The 17,652-nt window shown below is 37.1% G+C and carries 13 protein-coding genes; 11 read left to right on the forward strand and 2 right to left on the reverse strand.

Annotation, left to right across the window (positions count from 1 at the left end; genetic code table 11):
• The first annotated feature begins 55 nt into the window (after nt 1-55).
• The 4 genes from ABR854_RS05920 (at nt 56) to ABR854_RS05935 (ending at nt 6,790) form a co-directional block, all read left to right on the forward strand.
• The gene (locus ABR854_RS05920; RefSeq protein ID WP_350264451.1) at nt 56-1,438 is read left to right on the forward strand and encodes a TolC family protein; all 1,383 of its coding nucleotides are present in this window, start codon (nt 56-58) and stop codon (nt 1,436-1,438) included.
• A 77-nt stretch (nt 1,439-1,515) separates the two neighbouring features.
• A complete protein-coding gene (locus ABR854_RS05925) occupies nt 1,516-2,646 on the forward strand; it encodes an efflux RND transporter periplasmic adaptor subunit (RefSeq protein ID WP_350264452.1) in 1,131 nt (376 codons plus the stop codon).
• Between the two features lie 207 nt (nt 2,647-2,853).
• Nucleotides 2,854-6,285: an efflux RND transporter permease subunit gene (locus ABR854_RS05930; RefSeq protein ID WP_350264453.1), complete on the forward strand. Its 3,432-nt coding sequence runs from the start codon at nt 2,854-2,856 to the stop codon at nt 6,283-6,285.
• 112 nt (nt 6,286-6,397) lie between these two features.
• A complete protein-coding gene (locus ABR854_RS05935; protein ID WP_350264454.1) occupies nt 6,398-6,790 on the forward strand; it encodes a hypothetical protein in 393 nt (130 codons plus the stop codon).
• 117 nt (nt 6,791-6,907) lie between these two features.
• Here the strand turns inward: ABR854_RS05935 and ABR854_RS05940 are convergent, their stop codons facing one another.
• The gene (locus ABR854_RS05940) at nt 6,908-7,141 is read right to left on the reverse strand and encodes a hypothetical protein (protein WP_350264455.1); all 234 of its coding nucleotides are present in this window, start codon (nt 7,139-7,141) and stop codon (nt 6,908-6,910) included.
• A 107-nt stretch (nt 7,142-7,248) separates the two neighbouring features.
• On the opposite strand from ABR854_RS05940, the gene ABR854_RS05945 reads away from it, so the two are divergent.
• Entirely contained in the window at nt 7,249-8,388 is a 1,140-nt protein-coding gene (locus ABR854_RS05945; protein WP_350264456.1) for an endo-1,4-beta-xylanase, read from the forward strand.
• Nucleotides 8,389-8,565: 177 nt separating this feature from the next.
• Here the strand turns inward: ABR854_RS05945 and ABR854_RS05950 are convergent, their stop codons facing one another.
• Nucleotides 8,566-10,590, reverse strand: a complete 2,025-nt coding sequence (locus ABR854_RS05950; protein WP_350264457.1) for an LruC domain-containing protein — start codon at nt 10,588-10,590, stop codon at nt 8,566-8,568.
• Nucleotides 10,591-11,009: 419 nt separating this feature from the next.
• Between ABR854_RS05950 and sucD the strand changes: the two genes are divergently transcribed.
• The 6 genes from sucD to porL all read left to right on the forward strand — a co-directional run bounded on the left by sucD (nt 11,010) and on the right by porL (nt 17,628).
• Entirely contained in the window at nt 11,010-11,885 is an 876-nt protein-coding gene (gene sucD / locus ABR854_RS05955) for a succinate--CoA ligase subunit alpha (RefSeq protein ID WP_350264458.1), read from the forward strand.
• A gap of 190 nt (nt 11,886-12,075) precedes the next feature.
• Nucleotides 12,076-13,206 carry a DUF4271 domain-containing protein gene (locus ABR854_RS05960; protein ID WP_156511061.1) on the forward strand — a complete coding sequence of 377 codons (1,131 nt, stop codon included), beginning with the start codon at nt 12,076-12,078 and terminating at the stop codon, nt 13,204-13,206.
• A 70-nt stretch (nt 13,207-13,276) separates the two neighbouring features.
• On the forward strand, nt 13,277-14,062 hold the full coding sequence (locus tag ABR854_RS05965) for a uroporphyrinogen-III synthase (RefSeq protein WP_064198047.1): 786 nt from the start codon (nt 13,277-13,279) through the stop codon (nt 14,060-14,062).
• Nucleotides 14,063-14,241: 179 nt separating this feature from the next.
• Nucleotides 14,242-15,183 (forward strand): PorP/SprF family type IX secretion system membrane protein, encoded by a 942-nt coding sequence (locus ABR854_RS05970; protein ID WP_350264459.1) that lies wholly within the window; start codon nt 14,242-14,244, stop codon nt 15,181-15,183.
• Nucleotides 15,184-15,564: 381 nt separating this feature from the next.
• On the forward strand, nt 15,565-16,659 hold the full coding sequence (gene porK / locus ABR854_RS05975) for a T9SS ring complex lipoprotein PorK/GldK (RefSeq protein ID WP_350264460.1): 1,095 nt from the start codon (nt 15,565-15,567) through the stop codon (nt 16,657-16,659).
• Between the two features lie 153 nt (nt 16,660-16,812).
• Nucleotides 16,813-17,628: a type IX secretion system motor protein PorL/GldL gene (gene porL, locus ABR854_RS05980; protein WP_350264461.1), complete on the forward strand. Its 816-nt coding sequence runs from the start codon at nt 16,813-16,815 to the stop codon at nt 17,626-17,628.
• Nucleotides 17,629-17,652: the final 24 nt, after the last annotated feature.

A 17,652-nucleotide genomic window follows, 5' to 3' on the forward strand; every position in this document is an offset into this window, starting at 1 on the left:
TTAAACACAGAATACCTACCAAACCAAAGTCTTACATTAAAAACAATACACAAATATGAAAATAAAATACCTACGGGCGGCATTCCGCTGGACGGGAGCAACGACACTCCTCCGAAGGGCATTTGGATTACTTTTTCTGATTGTGGGGACGAATGCGTATAGTCAGCAATCGTTCACACTAAAAGAGGCCGTTCAATATGCTTTAAAGAATCACCTTACTGTAAAGAATGCCGAATTAGAAATCTACTCAGCTGAAAACACCATCAAGCAGGTAAAAGCTGCTGGTATGCCACAAGTTAGCGGTCAGTTTCAGTACACTGCCAATGTGATTGTTCCGACACAATTAGTTGATGCAAAAAACTTTAATCCACAAGCTGCCGAAGGTGAGGTTGTAAAATTTAAGTTTGGTGTGCCATGGGGCGGACAAGCAGGCGTTGGTGTCAATCAATTGATTTTTGATGCAACTTGGTTGGTTGGCTTAAAAGCAGCACCAGTTTATCGTGAGTTGGCTCAACGCACCGTTACAAGCTCGAAAGTAGCAGTTGCCGAAAATGTAATGAAGGCCTATTATTCGGTTTTAGTGGCCGAAGAAAGAAGCAAAATTCTGGGCTTGAATATTAGCCGCTTAGATACACTTCTTCGTGAAATCAAGATTATGAACGAAAAAGGTTTCGTAGAAAAATTAGACGTTGACCGCCTACAAGTGCAACGCAATAATTTGGTGACAGAAACAATTAAAGTTCAGAATTTGATTCAGTTATCTTATGGCTTGTTGAAATTCCAGATGGGAATTAAGCAACAAGAGTCGATTTCGTTGAAAGATAAGCTTTCAGAAACCGATGTAAATCTTTTGCAATTGCCAGAATATCAAGGAGTTGACTACGGAAATCGTATCGAATATTCAACATTGATGACGCAACGTAAACTCACAACCCTTGATATTGAACGTATTCAGAAAGGTGCTTTGCCAAAAGTATTTTTTAGTGGATCGTTGGGTGCTGGGCATAGTAACCCACGTTTCAATCCTTTCGAGCGTTGGTTTGGTTCGTCGGCGTTGAGTTTAGGTGTGCAGATTCCGATTTACGATAGTGGTCTTCGTAAGATTCAGATTCAACAACAAAACATCAATTTGACGAAAATCGACCAAAGTGCTTTGTTATTACGTGAATCGTTTGAATTACAGGCTTCTCAAGGCATTATCAGTTTGAAAAATGGTTTAGAAACGCTTAAATCTCAAAAAGCAAACATGGATTTAGCTACCGAAGTAGTGCGAGTTTCAAAAATCAAATATCAAGCTGGAGCAGGAACAAATATTGAGGTTGTTAATGCAGAATCATCTTTGAAAGAAGCACAAACCAACTATTTTGCGGCACTATATGATTTATTGATTGCAAAAGTAGATTTAGACAAAGCGATGGGTAAACTATTGGCGGAGTAAACCAGTGAGAAAATTGTAGAATTGATTTTATACATTCTCTCATTCTAACATTCATTCACTCATTCATTAATTTTAATATGAAAAATACATTATATATCTTATCGACAGTTATTATTTTGGCTTCTTGCTCGAAAGGAGGCGGAGATAAAGTATCAGAAAAAAGAGCAGAACTCGCTAAACTTCAAGCAGACGAAAAATCAATTGCTGCAAGTATCAAAAAACTTCAAGCCGAACTTGATATTCTTGACCCAAAGAAAGAAGTTGAGAAGGTGATTTCTGTAACTGTTTCACCGATTGCAACGCAGACTTTCAAACACTTTGTAGAGATTCAGGGTCGTGTTGATGCAAAAAACAATCTTTTTGTTTCTCCACAAATGGGTGGAGCTATCACAAATCTTTATGTAAAAGAAGGAGATTTTGTAAAACAAGGTCAAGTAATTGCTACAATTGATAATTCAGTTTTGAAACAATCAATTCAAGAAATTGATGTGCAATTGGGTACAGCAAAGGTTTTCTACGAAAAACAAAAATCGCTTTGGGACCAAAAAATTGGTACAGAGATTCAATACATTCAAGCAAAAGCTAATGTTGAGGCTCTCGAAAAACGTTTGGCTACGCTCCAAACACAAACAGCCATGACCAAAGTAATTGCTCCGTTGAGTGGTTTTGTTGACGAGGTTCGTATGAGAGCGGGCGAAATGGCTGCTCCAGGTCTCGGAATCGTGAGAATTGTAAACTCTGAAAACCTCAAAGTTGTAGCTCAAGTGGCTGATACGTATGCCAGTACAATCAAACAAGGTGATGTTGTAACTATCAAATTTCCAGATTTAGGTAAAGAAACTACCGCCAGATTGACATTTGTTGGTCAAACTGTAAATCCTGCTTCAAGAACATTTGCAGTAGAGGCTTCGATTTCAAAAATCGACCCTAAATTAAAACCAAACATGACGGCCGTAATGAATATCAATGACCAAGCGAAAGGTAATGCGATTATCATTAACCAAAACTATATTCAGCACACTGAGCTGGGCGATATTGTTTACGTAGCCGTAACCGAAGGTGCAAAGAAAGTAGCACGTAGCCGTAAAGTAACAACGGGCGTAACTTATAACGGTGACATCGAAATTACATCGGGCTTGCAGTCGGGCGATATGCTCATTACGCAAGGTTACCAAGATTTAGTTGACGGACAGGCTGTTAATTATTAAAAAAAGCCATCTTACCTCCTTTATTTAAGTAAAGACCGTATTAGTCATAGAAATTGAAGATTAATAATTGAAGATTTTAGATTGTATTTTAAAATTAAAAATCGCCAATCTGCAATTGTTAACCTTCAATTAAATTGAAAAGGAGCGACCGAGAGTCGGCCGCCGTCGCACGGCGGAAAATATTGGAATCTAAAAACATTACACTAAATGGAAAAAGATAATTTACATGAACAAGATTTACCTCACGGAAGTGGGTCAATCTACAACCTCGTTCGCTGGTTAGGCAATAACCAAACGACGGTCTATATTTTTACGGTCATGATTTTTATGGCAGGTTTAGGAATTTATTTCAACCTTCCAAAAGAGCAGTTTCCTGATATTAAAGTACCACAAATTTACGTTCAAACGATTTATTTCGGAACTACACCTTCCGACATCGAGAATGTAATCAATAAACCAATCGAGAAACAATTAAAGACAATTTCAGGCGTAAAACGCATTAAATCGAATGCTTTGCAAGACGTTTCGGTGATTTTGGTAGAGTTTAACCCAGATGTAAAAGTTGAGGCGGCTCTTCAAAAAGTGCGTGATGCGGTTGATAAAGCCAAGCGTGATTTACCACAAAAACTCGATAGCGGCCCAACTGCCCAAGATGTAAACTTCTCGGAGTTTCCGATTATGAATATCAACTTAGTTGGAAATTTCCCACTCGAAAAACTTAAAGGATACGCCGAACAACTACAAGATGAGATTGAATCCTATCCAGAAATTACGAAGGTTGATATTGTGGGTACTTTGAAACGTGAGATTCAGATAAACCTTGATTTGTATAAAATGCAAGCGGCAGGTTTGAGTTTTTATGATGTGCAGAGTGCGGTTCAAGGTGAAAATATCAATATTTCGGGTGGAGAATTGAACGTTGATAACGTACGTCGTACAATTCGTGTGAAGGGAGAATTTAGTGGTGTTCAACAAATTCAAGACTTACAAATTCGTAGCTCGACAGGTGCAACGGTTCGCTTAGGAGATGTGGCTGATGTGCGAGATAGCAACGAAGAACAACAAGATTTTGCTCGTTTAGATGGAAAATCGGCCGTTACGCTTAACGTTGTGAAGCGTGCAGGTGCAAACGTAATTGCGGTTTCGGAACGTATCGAACTATTACTCGAAAAATATCGTGAAGACCGTTTTCCACAAGGTTTAGAAGTAAGAGTAACCGCCGATACTTCAGAGCGTGTAAAGAGCGAAATTGCGGACTTAGTAAATACAGTTGTCTTAGGTTTTATCTTTGTGGTAATCGTTTTGATGTTTTTTATGGGTGTACGTGATGCCATTTTTGTGGGTCTTTCGGTGCCACTTTCGGCTCTAATCGCTTTTATCCCGCTTTGGTTCTCTGGCTTTACGCTCAACACAATCGTACTTTTTGCTTTCTTGCTTGGCCTCGGTATCGTGGTTGATGATGCCATTGTGGTTATCGAAAATGCCCACCGTTTGTTTAATAGATTCAAAAATCTTAGCATTAAAGAAGCGGTTGCTTTGGCAGCATCGGAGGTTTTCTTGCCTGTGTTATCAGGAACACTCACTACCATTGCTCCGTTTTTCCCGCTATTATTTTGGCCAGGAATTGTTGGTGAGTTTATGAAATACTTGCCAATCACCTTGATTTATACGCTTTTGGCTTCGTTGATTGTCGCTTATGTAATCAACCCAGTTTTTGCGATTTCATTCATGAAACGCCACGAAGAAGGTGACCATGAGGATACAAGTTTCAAGGCCATTCGTCGCCCAATGATTATCATGGGAGTTATCGCTCTTCCTGCATATCTAATAAATGTAGGTCTTGGAAACTTGGTTCTATTGGCAGCTATATTGTATGCTTTCAACCACTTTATTCTTACGCCGAAGATTATCTTGCCTTTCCAAGATGGAGCTTTACCTCGTTTCAAGCAAGCGTATCGCAACCTGATTTCTTGGGTAATTACGGGCTATCGTCCAGTTTTTGCGGTGCTGAGTATGTTCGTTTTATTAATTCTTACATTCGTATTATTGGGAATCGTAAAACCAAAAGTTATTTTCTTCCCAAGTGGCGAGCCTGACTATATTTATGTGTATAACGTAATGCCAGTTGGAACAGACGCCCGTGTGACTGACTCAGTGACAAAGGTTATCGAAAGCAAGGTTTTTGCAGTAATCAAAAGAAATAAAGCTGAAGGTGCCATAAACTCAGTTATTTCAAACGTGGGTAAAAACGCAGGTGATCCATTCAATCCTGACCGCTCTGCAACGCCTCAGAAATCGAAAGTTACGGTTGCGTTTGTGAAAAAAGAATTCCGTGGTGAAACTTCATCAGCCAAACTTTTGGAAGAAATGAGAAATGAAATTCAAGGAATTCCAGGAAGTGAAATTTCGGTACAAAGAGAAAACAACGGTCCTCCAACTGGAAAACCAATTTCAGTAGAAATTTCGGGTGATGATTTTGATAAATTGATTTCAATAGAAAAAGATGTGCGTAAGCGTATCTCGGCCGCTGGAATTCAAGGAATTGAAGAGTTAAAATCGGATTTGATTACGAATAAACCCGAAATCATTATTGATGTAGATAAAGTAAAAGCTCAACGTGAGGGAATTAGTACCTCACAAATTGCTTTGGCGATTCGTACGGCCTTGTTTGGAGCAGAAATCTCGAAATACAGAGATGATAAAGACGAATATCCGATTCAACTAAGATTAAAAGCCGATGACCGCAATCAGATTGAAAAATTATTGAGCTTGAATATTACCTATCGAGATATGAATTTGGGCGGAATTTTGCGTCAAGTACCATTAAATTCGGTAGCAAAAGTGAGTTATTCGACCACTTTTAGTCAAATCAACCGCAAAAACCAACAGCGTATCATTACACTTGGTTCGGAGGTTTTGAATGGCTATAATGCGAACGAAATCGTTGCTGAGATTCAAGACAAAGTAATTGATAGAATGGAGATTCCGAGTGGCTACATCGTGAAAATGGGTGGAGAGCAAGAAGAACAAGCCGAAACAGGAATGTTCTTGGCAGGTGCTTTAGGTGCAGCCGTTTTATTGATTTACTTGATTTTGGCTACTCAATTCAACTCGGTTATTAAGCCAGTTATCATTTTTGTTACAATTCTCCTTTCATTTATTGGGGTATTCTTGGGCTTTATGGCCTTCGGAATGACCTTCTCAGTAATTATGTCGGGTGTTGGTATTATTGCATTGGCAGGTATTGTGGTGAAAAACGGTATTTTGCTCATTGAGTTCACCGACGAATTACGTAGTAGGGGATACGCCCTCAAAGAAGCGATTGTAGAAGCAGGTGGTGTACGTCTGACTCCTGTATTATTGACCGCATCGGCGGCTATCTTGGGTCTTGTGCCTTTAGCATTTGGCGTGAGTCTCGATTTCGTGACGATGTTTACCGAACTAAATCCACACTTGTTTTTTGGCGGAGATAGTGCCGTTTTCTGGGGAATTTTGGCATGGACAATCATTTTTGGGTTGAGTTTCTCAACCGTACTTACATTGGTTATCGTGCCGTGTTTGTACTACATCAATGAGCGTGTACGTGACAAATGGTTCCGCAAGAAAAAAACAGTAGAATTGGTTGAAGAACCAGCCTAATTATTGTCAAGTCGTGTTGCTTGAGCGAAGTCGAAGGCAGCAAAAGAAAATCCCCATTCTCGTAAGAGTTTGGGGGTTTTTTGTTATTTTGCTCTCCTAAATATTCAAAAAGATGAAATTTCGACCCTCATATCTTTGGCTTCTGCTTTGCTTTTTCTGCTTTACTTGTTCTGATAATAAGCTGAAAGTCAAGAATAATTCTTCAAAGGAAATTGTTGTGTATTATTCTAAGACTGATGAGTTAAATAAATATAGTTACGGAGTAAATATTTTACCCAATTCATCTAAAAATTTATTGGCTCGGAATCAAACATGGGAATATATTTTTGAAGCAAGCCCAGACAAGAAAGTACGTTTCTACATATATGATGCTAATTTATTGTTTGATAAAACCCCAAAAGAGCAATTTGATTTAATTATGGACACAAAAAATTGTTTAAGTAAACAAAGATTTAGCGTTACAGAGCTTGAAAATTTTAATTGGGAAATACCTTACAGTGATTAATGATAAAAATACTATATGCAAATCCCAATTAAGTTAAAACGAATTTGTGATGCTTGAGCGAAGTCGAAGGCAGCAATAAAAAATCCACAAACTCTTACGAGAGAGTGGATTTTTTATTTATTTCTTTACAATTGTTGGCTTAAAAGGAGCATCCAAATAAAACTTTTCTTCAAAAGTAACTTTGGGTTCATCTTTACTTTTCAGTATGGCATAGACCATCCAAATGACCATAATATGTAGCACAAGAAAAATTGCCATTATAAACGGATAAGGCATTTCAAAAACAATAAATAAGCAATAAACCAGCAAGAAAAGCGTAGTGAGATAAATAGCAAACGAGTCCTTTTTCATAGATTTAAAGATTTAGTTTGAGATATGATTTTCAACTATCAAAGCTCTCGAATTGTTTAATTCTGCTTTTTGCTTTATCTTTAAAACCAAAATTCAACCATATACTAATGATTTCTATTAAACGTACATTCCGCTATTCAATTTTAATCTTACTATCAAATTATTGCTTGGCACAGACTCTCAAAGATGCCTATAAAGATGCTTTCAAGATGGGAGTTGCAGTAAATGAGGGTATTGTCTCGGGGCGAGAAAAAGCCTTGCAGGATATTGTTGTAAAACAATTCAATACCATTACGATTGAAAACTCTATGAAGGCCGAACGTATCAATCCAAAACCAGGTGTTTTTAATTATGAAGCTGCTGATGCGTTTGTAGAGTTTGGCAAGAAAAACAATATGTTTATCGTTGGTCATACGCTCGTCTGGCACAACCAAACGCCTGCATGGTTTTTTCAGAACGAAGATGGAAAACCTAAAACAAAAGAAGAAGTAAAAGAGCGTTTGCGTGAACATATTAAAACGATTGCAGGTAGGTATGCAGGTAAAGTGAATGCGTGGGATGTGGTGAATGAAGTAATTGATGATGATGGAAATTATCGCCAAACCACGTGGGTAAAAGGCGTAGGAAGTGGAGATGAACTGGTAAAATTGGCCTTTAAATATGCAGCTGAATATGCACCAAATACCGAACTATACTACAATGATTTTAATGCGTGGCGACCAACCAAACGTGACGGAATTGTGAGAATGGTAAAAATGCTTCAAAAAGAAGGTATTAAAGTTGATGGAATCGGTATTCAAGGCCATTGGGGACTAAATTATCCAAAAACCGAATACATCGAGGCTGCCATTGAAGCTTATGCCGCTTTGGGTGTAAAAGTAATGATTACTGAGTTGGATGTTGACGTATTACCGCTAACAAAAGAAGGACAGGTAATTGGGCAAGGAATGAGTGAAAAACAATTTCAGAACGAAGAATTTAAGGAATTTCTTGATCCATACAGTAAAGGTTTACCCGCAGACGTTCAAACCCAATTGGCCAATCGTTATGCTCAATTATTCGAAATTTTCTACAAAAAACGTGATAAAATAGATAGAGTAACGATGTGGGGAATCCACGATAGTATGTCATGGAAAAATGATTATCCGATACCAAGACGCACCAACTACCCATTACTTTGGGATAGAAATAAACAACCTAAACCAGCATTTGATGCAGTTTTGAGTTTGCCAAAAAAAATGAAATAATTTCTAAAAACCGAGCTTGTCAATGCAATAAAATGGTTGTATCTATTATACAACTAAATACAAGAAGTTTAACCTTGAAGTTTGCTAATCATTGTCAGGAAAATAATCCATAATAACTACCAATCCTCAGTTTTAAAAATCTAAGGATTGGTAATTATTTTTAACAGAACAAGTTAATTATTTAATATTCGATAATTTACTTGGGTCTCTGTACCCGGTTTTATCTAAGTACCAATCAGGATAACTAACTCCTTCACTTTCAACCCAATTTTTAAAGAAAAGATAGCCATCAAGTATAGGTTGTCCTTCTAAAGGATGATTAAAGTTCTCAGGAATATTTATAGCCCACGGTAAACGAGCTTCGCTTTTATAAAAAATACTTGAAGATGAATTTGAGCGGTCATCGCCCGTGCCTAAAAGACTTTTACTGGCTTTTTGTGTAGGAGCTTGATTCATTAGATGCACTTCATTGCCACGTGAGTTTCTCTGAAAAATAAATGGATTATAAGGAGCAGTACCTAAAAGTGATTTATTAACAGGTGTGTTAAGTACAATTTTCAAATTAAGTGTATCAGTTTTGATCGCATTGTATTGATCGGGTCCATTATCAAAAGCAATGATTGTTGCAAAATCTTGGCCATTTTCCGTGCCATTACTTCCATTAGAAATAACATTATAACGAAGCGATTGTCCCGTAACACTTTTAACCGAAGAAGTAGGAATAGGTAGCTGAAAACCCCAACCGCTCAAAATATTTGCCAATATTACTTTTACATATACTTTAGCATTTATCTCTACAACTTGATTCGCTGTGTTTAGGACCTCTTGAAATTGATAATTTACAACCATATCATTCATGTCGTAATCTCCTTTGAATGGCCACAAGTCTTCATAAGCAAGTGAGCTATACGTACTTTTTGATGGAGTATAGTTATTTACTGCTTTATTGATATCGGTTGGATATTCATCATTGTTATCACTTAGCCCGTCACCATCACTATCTTTGTTATTAATAACCACTGGAATATCTTCTCTGTTAATTGCTCTTACTGGATTTGATGTAGCAAAGAAAATCGCATCGTTGAAATCTTGGTCACAACTTGGACTTGCACGGTCAACATCTTCAAAAGCTAAAAGTAGGCGGTTTGTAGTAGGGTCGTTTAGGACAATTAAATGACGTTTAAGGTCGGCTTTCGATTCGATATTTAAAATATCATGACTAAAATGAGCATAACTGCCATCACTAACATTACCTGTTGAGTTATTAAAACCATTAGCAAACAATACAAATCCAATACCTGTATTTGCTGGAAATCGACCTATTTTTACTTTGTCTCCTGACGTTAGACTGCCACCACTACCACTGTACGAAACATTTGGAAAAACAATCGTTATGGCCGAAATATCAGAGGTTTTCGTTGGTGGTTTATTTAAATCAAAAGTATAAAAACCAAGAGTGTTAGTCCAACCAGCACCTTCATGCACGAAGGTAATCCAAACATCAGCCAGTTCAGTTATGGTCAAAGTATTTTTATTGGTCGATTTCAAAAAGCCAGGGTTTTCTATCGTAACGGGCGACCTTTCTGGTACACTGGCATCAATATTTGCCAAGAATTCACCAGAAATGTCGTCTCGATTAGCCTCAAGATAATTAGGTAAACCCATCTTCGACCACGTACCTAAGGTTTTTATATTATAGGATAATGTATTTGTCTCTCTAAGTTTTTTTGTATCTACAGCTTCATCGTCATTAACTACTCTAAGCATGTTTGGAGTAGTTTGATTTTTGCCTCCAAAAATAGCTTTTACTGTATTATTACTTACATTAACTATAAATTCATTTGGTAAGCCAATACGGTTTGGTCTTACAGCCACTTGTTTGACATAACTCGGAATAGCTTGATTGATTTGTAATAAACCCGATGCCGAAGAAATGCCTTTCAATAATAATTTATCTTCAGGATAGCTATATATCGAAATGAGCACACCTTTCATGGGTTTATCTAAATTATCAAAAGTCCCAATATCAAATTTAACCTCTTTAGTTGTTTTAAAATCGAACGTGGCGGAAATATTTAGTTCCTCCATTTTTGATTTTGTAACAGTTATTGGATTCGTTGTTTCAACTTTGGGGAAACAACTTGAAAGACCTGATGCTATTAAGAGCATAGAGACACCGATGTAGTATTTTTTAGTTCTCATAAATGAATTATTAGGAAAATTGTCCTATAAAACACAAGCAAAATCCGTTCCGTTTTTTTTATATAATTCTCTAAAAATTATAAAAATAGTATGACTATTTAACTATTGGGTAGTTTATTGAGCATTTTTGATATAAAATTGTCTAAAAACACAATAATTGCACAGTAAATATTTTAGGCACACGACAGAAAAATAAATAAATAGCACAAGGAAGAATATTTTGGCACAAAAAAATAATTATGCTTTTAAAATTTTCAAAGAACTATAAAATTTTAGCAAAAATTAATTTTGTTGTAAATTGTTGATTATAAGTTATTTATGGTATTAATTGCTAATTGATGATTGATAATTAACAATTTCATTTTGTACTTTTCTCATTTCAAACTACTTTTACGTAAAATTCAAAATACACGAAAATAATGAGCGTTCTTGTAAATAAAAACTCCAAAGTAATCGTACAAGGTTTTACTGGCTCGGAAGGTACTTTCCATGCGGGTCAAATGATTGAATACGGCACAAATGTCGTTGGTGGTGTAACGCCAGGAAAAGGTGGACAATTGCACCTTGACCGCCCTGTTTTCAATACTGTAGAACAAGCAGTAGTTAGCACAGGTGCTGATGTCTCAATTATTTTCGTACCACCAGCGTTTGCAGCCGATGCAATCATGGAAGCAGCCGATGCGGGTATTAAAGTAATCGTTTGTATTACAGAAGGTATTCCGACAAAAGACATGGTAACGGCTAAGTCTTATATTCAAGGTAAAAACGTTACTTTAATCGGGCCAAACTGTCCAGGTATCATTACAGCTGAAGAGTGTAAAGTAGGTATCATGCCAGGCTTTATTTTCAAAAAAGGCACAATCGGTGTAGTTTCTAAATCAGGTACTTTAACTTACGAAGCCGTTGACCAATTATCAAAAGTAGGTCTTGGTCAAACAACCGCTATCGGTATTGGTGGTGACCCAATCATCGGAACAACAACCAAAGAGGCAGTTGAGTTATTGATGAATGATCCAGAAACAGAAGGTATCGTAATGATTGGTGAAATTGGTGGTGGCATGGAAGCTGAAGCCGCTCGTTGGATCAAAGAAAATGGCACAAAACCAGTTGTTGGTTTCATTGCTGGTCAAACAGCTCCGAAAGGTCGCCGTATGGGTCACGCAGGTGCAATCATCGGTGGTGCTGATGATACTGCTGCAGCTAAGATGAAAATCATGCAAGAATGCGGAATCTTTGTGGTAGCATCTCCAGCCGACATTGGTGCAACGATGTTGAAAGCTCTCGGAAAAGCTTAATTTTAAATTGATGATTCGATAAGATTTAGTAAACATTGAGCTTAAATTTGAGTAATCATACTCAATAATCATACAAATCTTTTCAGTCAAAATATAAAAACAAAAGGTCAGACTCAACAAGTCTGACCTTTTTTGCTTAATTTTGCAAAAAAATTAAAGCAGGCCGTTGAAGAAGATTCTTTACATACTTTTGCTAATCCTATCGTCAAAGTCGTTTGCCACTACCGTTGGCCCAAACGATCAATACTTCTTGGTACACGATTACCACGATGATTGGCAAGTGTATAGCGACCGAATGAAAGCTTACATTCCGTATATTTCGGAGCAGCATTTGGGATATCCTTCGCACACAGTTTTTTGCGATATTCAGAGCAATAGAGGCTATAATATTTTGGTTTACGCCCAAAAAGCTGATAATTTCTTGTTTATCAATGGCTCACTTCGCCAGAAGATTCCAGTCGGTAAATGGATTGTATTGAGTGTCGATAGTCTTTACAGAGCTTACGAGCAACCAACAATCTACATTACGCTTTATGGCTCAAACAATATCGAAGATAAAAAACTGATGTTGGGCTATAAACGCTCGTTGAACCAAAAGCCAATCGTATTGGCTGAGTCAGGTATAACGGCAAAACCACGCACGCCTACGCCTTACCGAAACTACATAGTGCTGGTATCGATGTTTATTTTGGTGTTCTTTTCATATTTATCGAACTCATATATTAGAGCATTTCAGCGGTACTTCAATTTCAAAGATTTGTTCAACACTTTCGTTCGAGAGCAATCGTTTCTGATAAACAAACCCCTCAATCGAATGAATGTGATGTTTATCATTCTTTTGAGCTTAATAATCAGCTTATTTTATATGCTTTTGCAAAGCAAAGGAATCCACGTTTTTGGAGGAAGAGCCATTTTGCAAGAAGGTGATACGCTCGGAGTTTTACTTTCAAACTATTTCCGAATTAGTTTGGCGGTGTTTGTAATCATGGTTATGAAATACTTTTTTATTGGGTTGGTTGGGCAATTATTCAACCTCGAAAAAGTAGTCGATTTGCATTATTTCAAGATAATTCAAGCATCAAGTCTTTTCTATTCAGCTTTAGTTTTAGTGCTATTAGTACTCTTTATGGGTTACTTCCCGCATGATTTTAATTGGCAAGTGTATCTATTTACACCAATCGTAGCATTTTATTTGATTAGATTTTTCATTCTATATTTTACCATAATTCGTAGTATTCCTATACAAAGTCTCTATTTAATTTCGTACCTTTGTATCGTGGAAATATTGCCTGTTATTCTCGGCATAAGGTTTGCCATGTAATGATGTCTTTTTGTTTGTCATCATTTTAAGAAACCAAATAAAATTTTGTACTTGAAAACCCGCAATTTGGATGAGTGAAGTAACAGAAAAAATAACTCAGGACCGCCTCCGTAAAGTGGAGAGTATTTTGGTAACACAAGCGAGACCGACCGACGAGAAGTCTCCATATTTTGAGTTGGCCAAAAAGTTTAATTTAAAGGTGGACTTTCGTTCTTTTATTGAGGTAAAAGGCTTAGACCACCGTGATTTTCGTCGCCAAAAAGTTGATATTTTAGCACACACGGCCATTATTCTAACCAGCCGAAATGCAGTAGATAATTTCTTCCGTATTGCTAAAGAACTTAGAATCGAGATTCCGATAGATATGAAATACTTCTGTATTTCAGAGCAAACGGCTAATTATTTACAGAAATATATCGTTATCAGAAAACGTAAGATTTTTGTAGGTCAGAAAACTGCTGCCGACTTAGAAGCATTGATCTTGAAGCACAAAGGAGAGAAATTCTTATTCCCATGCTCAAATATTCGTAGTAATGATATTCCAAATTTGATGAACCGTAATGATCTGCATCTCACAGAAGCGATCATGTATGAAACTGTTCCATCAGATTTATCAGATCTTACGGAAGTCTTCTACGATATTATATGTTTTTATAGCCCATCTGGAATTACTTCATTGAATTCTAACTTTCCAGATTGGAAACAAAATAATACTCGCTTGGCAGCTTTTGGTCCAACAACCGCCAAGGCTATCCGAGATGCAGGGTTTATTCTTGATATTGAAGCACCGCTACCCAATGCACCTTCAATGACAGGAGCTTTAGAACTCTACATAAAAAAGGCAAACAATATATAATAAAAATAAGTTAATAGGCTAAACCACAAGTTTAGCCTATTTTTTTTCGTTATGGTGTTAGGAATACAAATAATTAATTAAATTGCCTTTAGAAAGAGAACGATATAAAAAATGTGTTGCTTTTGCAGCCAAAATATGATCAATTCTCGTCTATTGACCATCGACTATTTTAGCCCACTATGAGAAAGATTTATTATATAGTTTTATTGATAGCATCTTTTACAGCTCATGCTCAGCAAGATGCACAGTTTACGCACTACATATACAATCAGTTATTTCTGAATCCTGCTACGGCTGGTTCTGAAAACGTCACTCGTTTTCAGGCAATTTATCGCACACAATATCAAGGTTATCAAAGTACTTTTGATGACGGAGGAGCTCCAGTTACACAAGTAATTTCGGCGAATATTCCACTCAAAATGATTAAGGGTGGCGTAGGTATAACATTTGTCAATGACAAAATAGGTGCAAGTACACAACAAGATTTTAAATTATCGTATGCTTATCAAATGCCACTTGGCAATAGCCAACTGGGCATAGGTGTAAGTGGAGGGTATTTTGCAAGAGGAATCGACTACGGCCGTTTGCGTCCGAAAGATGATGGCGACCCGCTTTTGGCAACTGGGCGTTTTAGCCAGTCTGCCATTGATGTTGGAGCAGGGGTTTACCTAAACAATCCATCTTACAACATTGGTTTGTCAATGAATCACATCAATCAACCAACTTTTGGACTCGGAACTGATAATGCCACAAACACCCTTAAACGCAGTGCATATCTTACTGGTAGCGTGTTAATTGGGGTTTCATATACAGTTGATGTGAGTCCGATGTTAATAATAAAATCAGATTTGAGTACAATTTCGGCCGAAGCGGGTGCCATAGCAACTTACGATAGTCGTTATTGGGTAGGAGCAAGTTACCGTACAGGCGATGCCGTTTCGGGACTTGTAGGAGCAAATATTTTAGGAGGAAGTATAAGAATCGGTTATGCAGTTGATGTAATAATTGGAGGTAAAAATGCTAAAAGTCCGCTATCTCATGAAGTACTCTTAAGTTATTCGTTAGCGGCTTTAAGAGCAGGAAAAAAGTCAATCGTTCGTACACCGAGATATAGATATTAAAAGTCCTTTTTGACAAATATTTACCAAAGAAAATTTGAAATAACTGCTCGTTTTTATTTCAAAAAATACCTTAAAATCTGATTTTGGCATAATTTGTGCCGCTTAATAATAAAATTGCTATTTTCTCCGCTCATCTTATTAACATTATCAAAAAGTTATGGTTTTACTCTAACTGATTGGAAATTGCTTGAATAGTGCTATCCAAGACCTTTAAATAGATAATTTGGCTTAATAATTGCTTTATCATTTGATAGCTATCGGAAAAACTTATTTTTTTTCATAACTTTGCGGGCTAATGCAATATTAATTTCGGAAGTCACGTTTCTATATTATCGAAAGTATCAATACCAAAAAAAATAGATAACCAACTTGTTTTCAGCTATGAACAAGAGAATATTAAGTACCTTTTTGAAAAGTCTGTTAGTGATTGCCCCAATCGTAATGATGCAGAGTTGCGGTTCTAAAAGCCCCTTGAGTAAAATGGGGATTGGAGGAAAGAAGAGCAGTAAAAGTGGAGGCAAAGACATTGGCATGGATGGAATCCGTGATGGTGAAATCATGGCAACCTCTCGTAAGGGCTACAAGCAAACCGCTCCTCATGGAATGGTGCTAATACCCTCTGGGTCGTTAATGATGGGACAAGCCGATGAAGACGTAATGTCGGCTCGTATCTCAATGAATAAGCGTGTAACCATCGTTCCGTTTTACATGGATGACACAGAAGTTACTAACCACGAGTACCGTCAGTTTATGAATTCAATGATGACTGACTCGGTTTCTGTTTTGGGTGAAGAATTTATCATGTCAACACTTTATCCTGATACTTCGGTTTGGAGTAAAGATTTTACTTATCATAATGGCGACCAAATGACTGAATATTATTATTCGTCACCTGCTTTTGATATGTATCCGGTAGTGGGTATTAGCTGGGATGCCGCAGTATATTTCTGTAAATGGCGTACAAAATTATTGAACGACAACAGAGCCCAGAAGAATTTATTCAAATCTCCACGCTATCGTTTGCCTTCAGAAGCTGAATGGGAATGGGCAGCACGTGGTGGCAAAGAAGGAGCAAAATATCCTTGGGGTAACCCTTATGTAGCCAATGGTAAAGGCTGTTTCTTAGCAAACTTTAAGCCATACAGAGGAAATTATCGTGCCGATGGATACCCTTACACAGCTCCATCAAATGCTTTCAACCCAAACGATTATGGCTTGTATAACATGGCTGGAAACGTGGCCGAATGGTGTCAAGATGCTTATGCTGAGTCATATATGCCAGTTACATGGGATTTGAACCCTGTGTATAACGATGAAAACGAGCCTCGTAAAATTATCAAAGGTGGTTCTTGGAAAGACGTAGCCTACTTCCTCGAAACGGGTACTCGAACTTATGAGTTCCGTAACGAACGCCGCTCTTATATCGGTTTCCGATGTGTGATGGACCGTTTGGGAAGTGTTCCAGGAAGAGAATAATATCAAAAATAATTGCGAAGTATATGCTGAAGTATTCTACATGAATATTTCGATTTATACTTCGCATTTATTATGTTTAAATGAAAGTAGATTCAAAATTAAAAAATAAATTCCCTTTTAAATTAAAGCTTAATTCTTAACTTTTTTAAACACATGGCAGCAAATAACAACGGTAAAAGTTTATTTTGGGACAAAATTATTCCGTTTTTCTATGGAGCAGGAGCATCAGTTGTAATTTTGGGTGCATTAGGTAAAATTATGCACTACGACTGGGCAAATTTTATGTTACCTATTGGTTTAGGCACAGAAGCTGCCATTTTCTTAATTTATGCTTTCCAATCATTCCTTCGTCCAGATAATGAATATCAGTGGGAAAAGGTTTACCCAGAATTAGCTGAGGATTTTCAAGGAGAACTCCCAAAAAGAAGTACCACTCCATCGCAAGGTGCTGGTTTAACTGCCAAAATGGATGATATGCTTGCTAATGCTAAGATTTCTCCAGATATTTTTGATGGTTTGAAAACAGGTATCCAAAGTCTTACTGGCCAAGTTGCTAAAATGTCAGATTTGACAGATGCAACCGTAGCAACAAGCGATTATGCTAAAAACGTAAAAACCGCTTCGGGTCAAGTAACAGCTATGAATGCTGCTTATGGCACTGCTGTAAATGCAATGAATAGCATGGCTGATGCAACTAAAGATGCTCAAGAATACCGTTCACAATTTACAAAGATTACTCAAAACATGGGTGCTTTGAATGCTGTTTACGAACTTGAATTACAAGATACTAATAAGCATTTGAAAGCAATGAACGCTTTCTACGGTAATTTGACAACTGCAATGCAAGATATGTCAGATGCCTCGAAAGAAGCTCAACAATTCAAAACTGAAATGTCGAAATTGACAAACAACCTTACTTCGTTGAACAACGTTTACGGAAGTATGTTGTCGGCAATGAAAGGAAACTAAAATAGTTTAGAGTGTTGAGTTCTG

This window comes from Emticicia sp. W12TSBA100-4 (assembly GCF_040253585.1).
Classification (GTDB): domain Bacteria; phylum Bacteroidota; class Bacteroidia; order Cytophagales; family Spirosomataceae; genus Emticicia.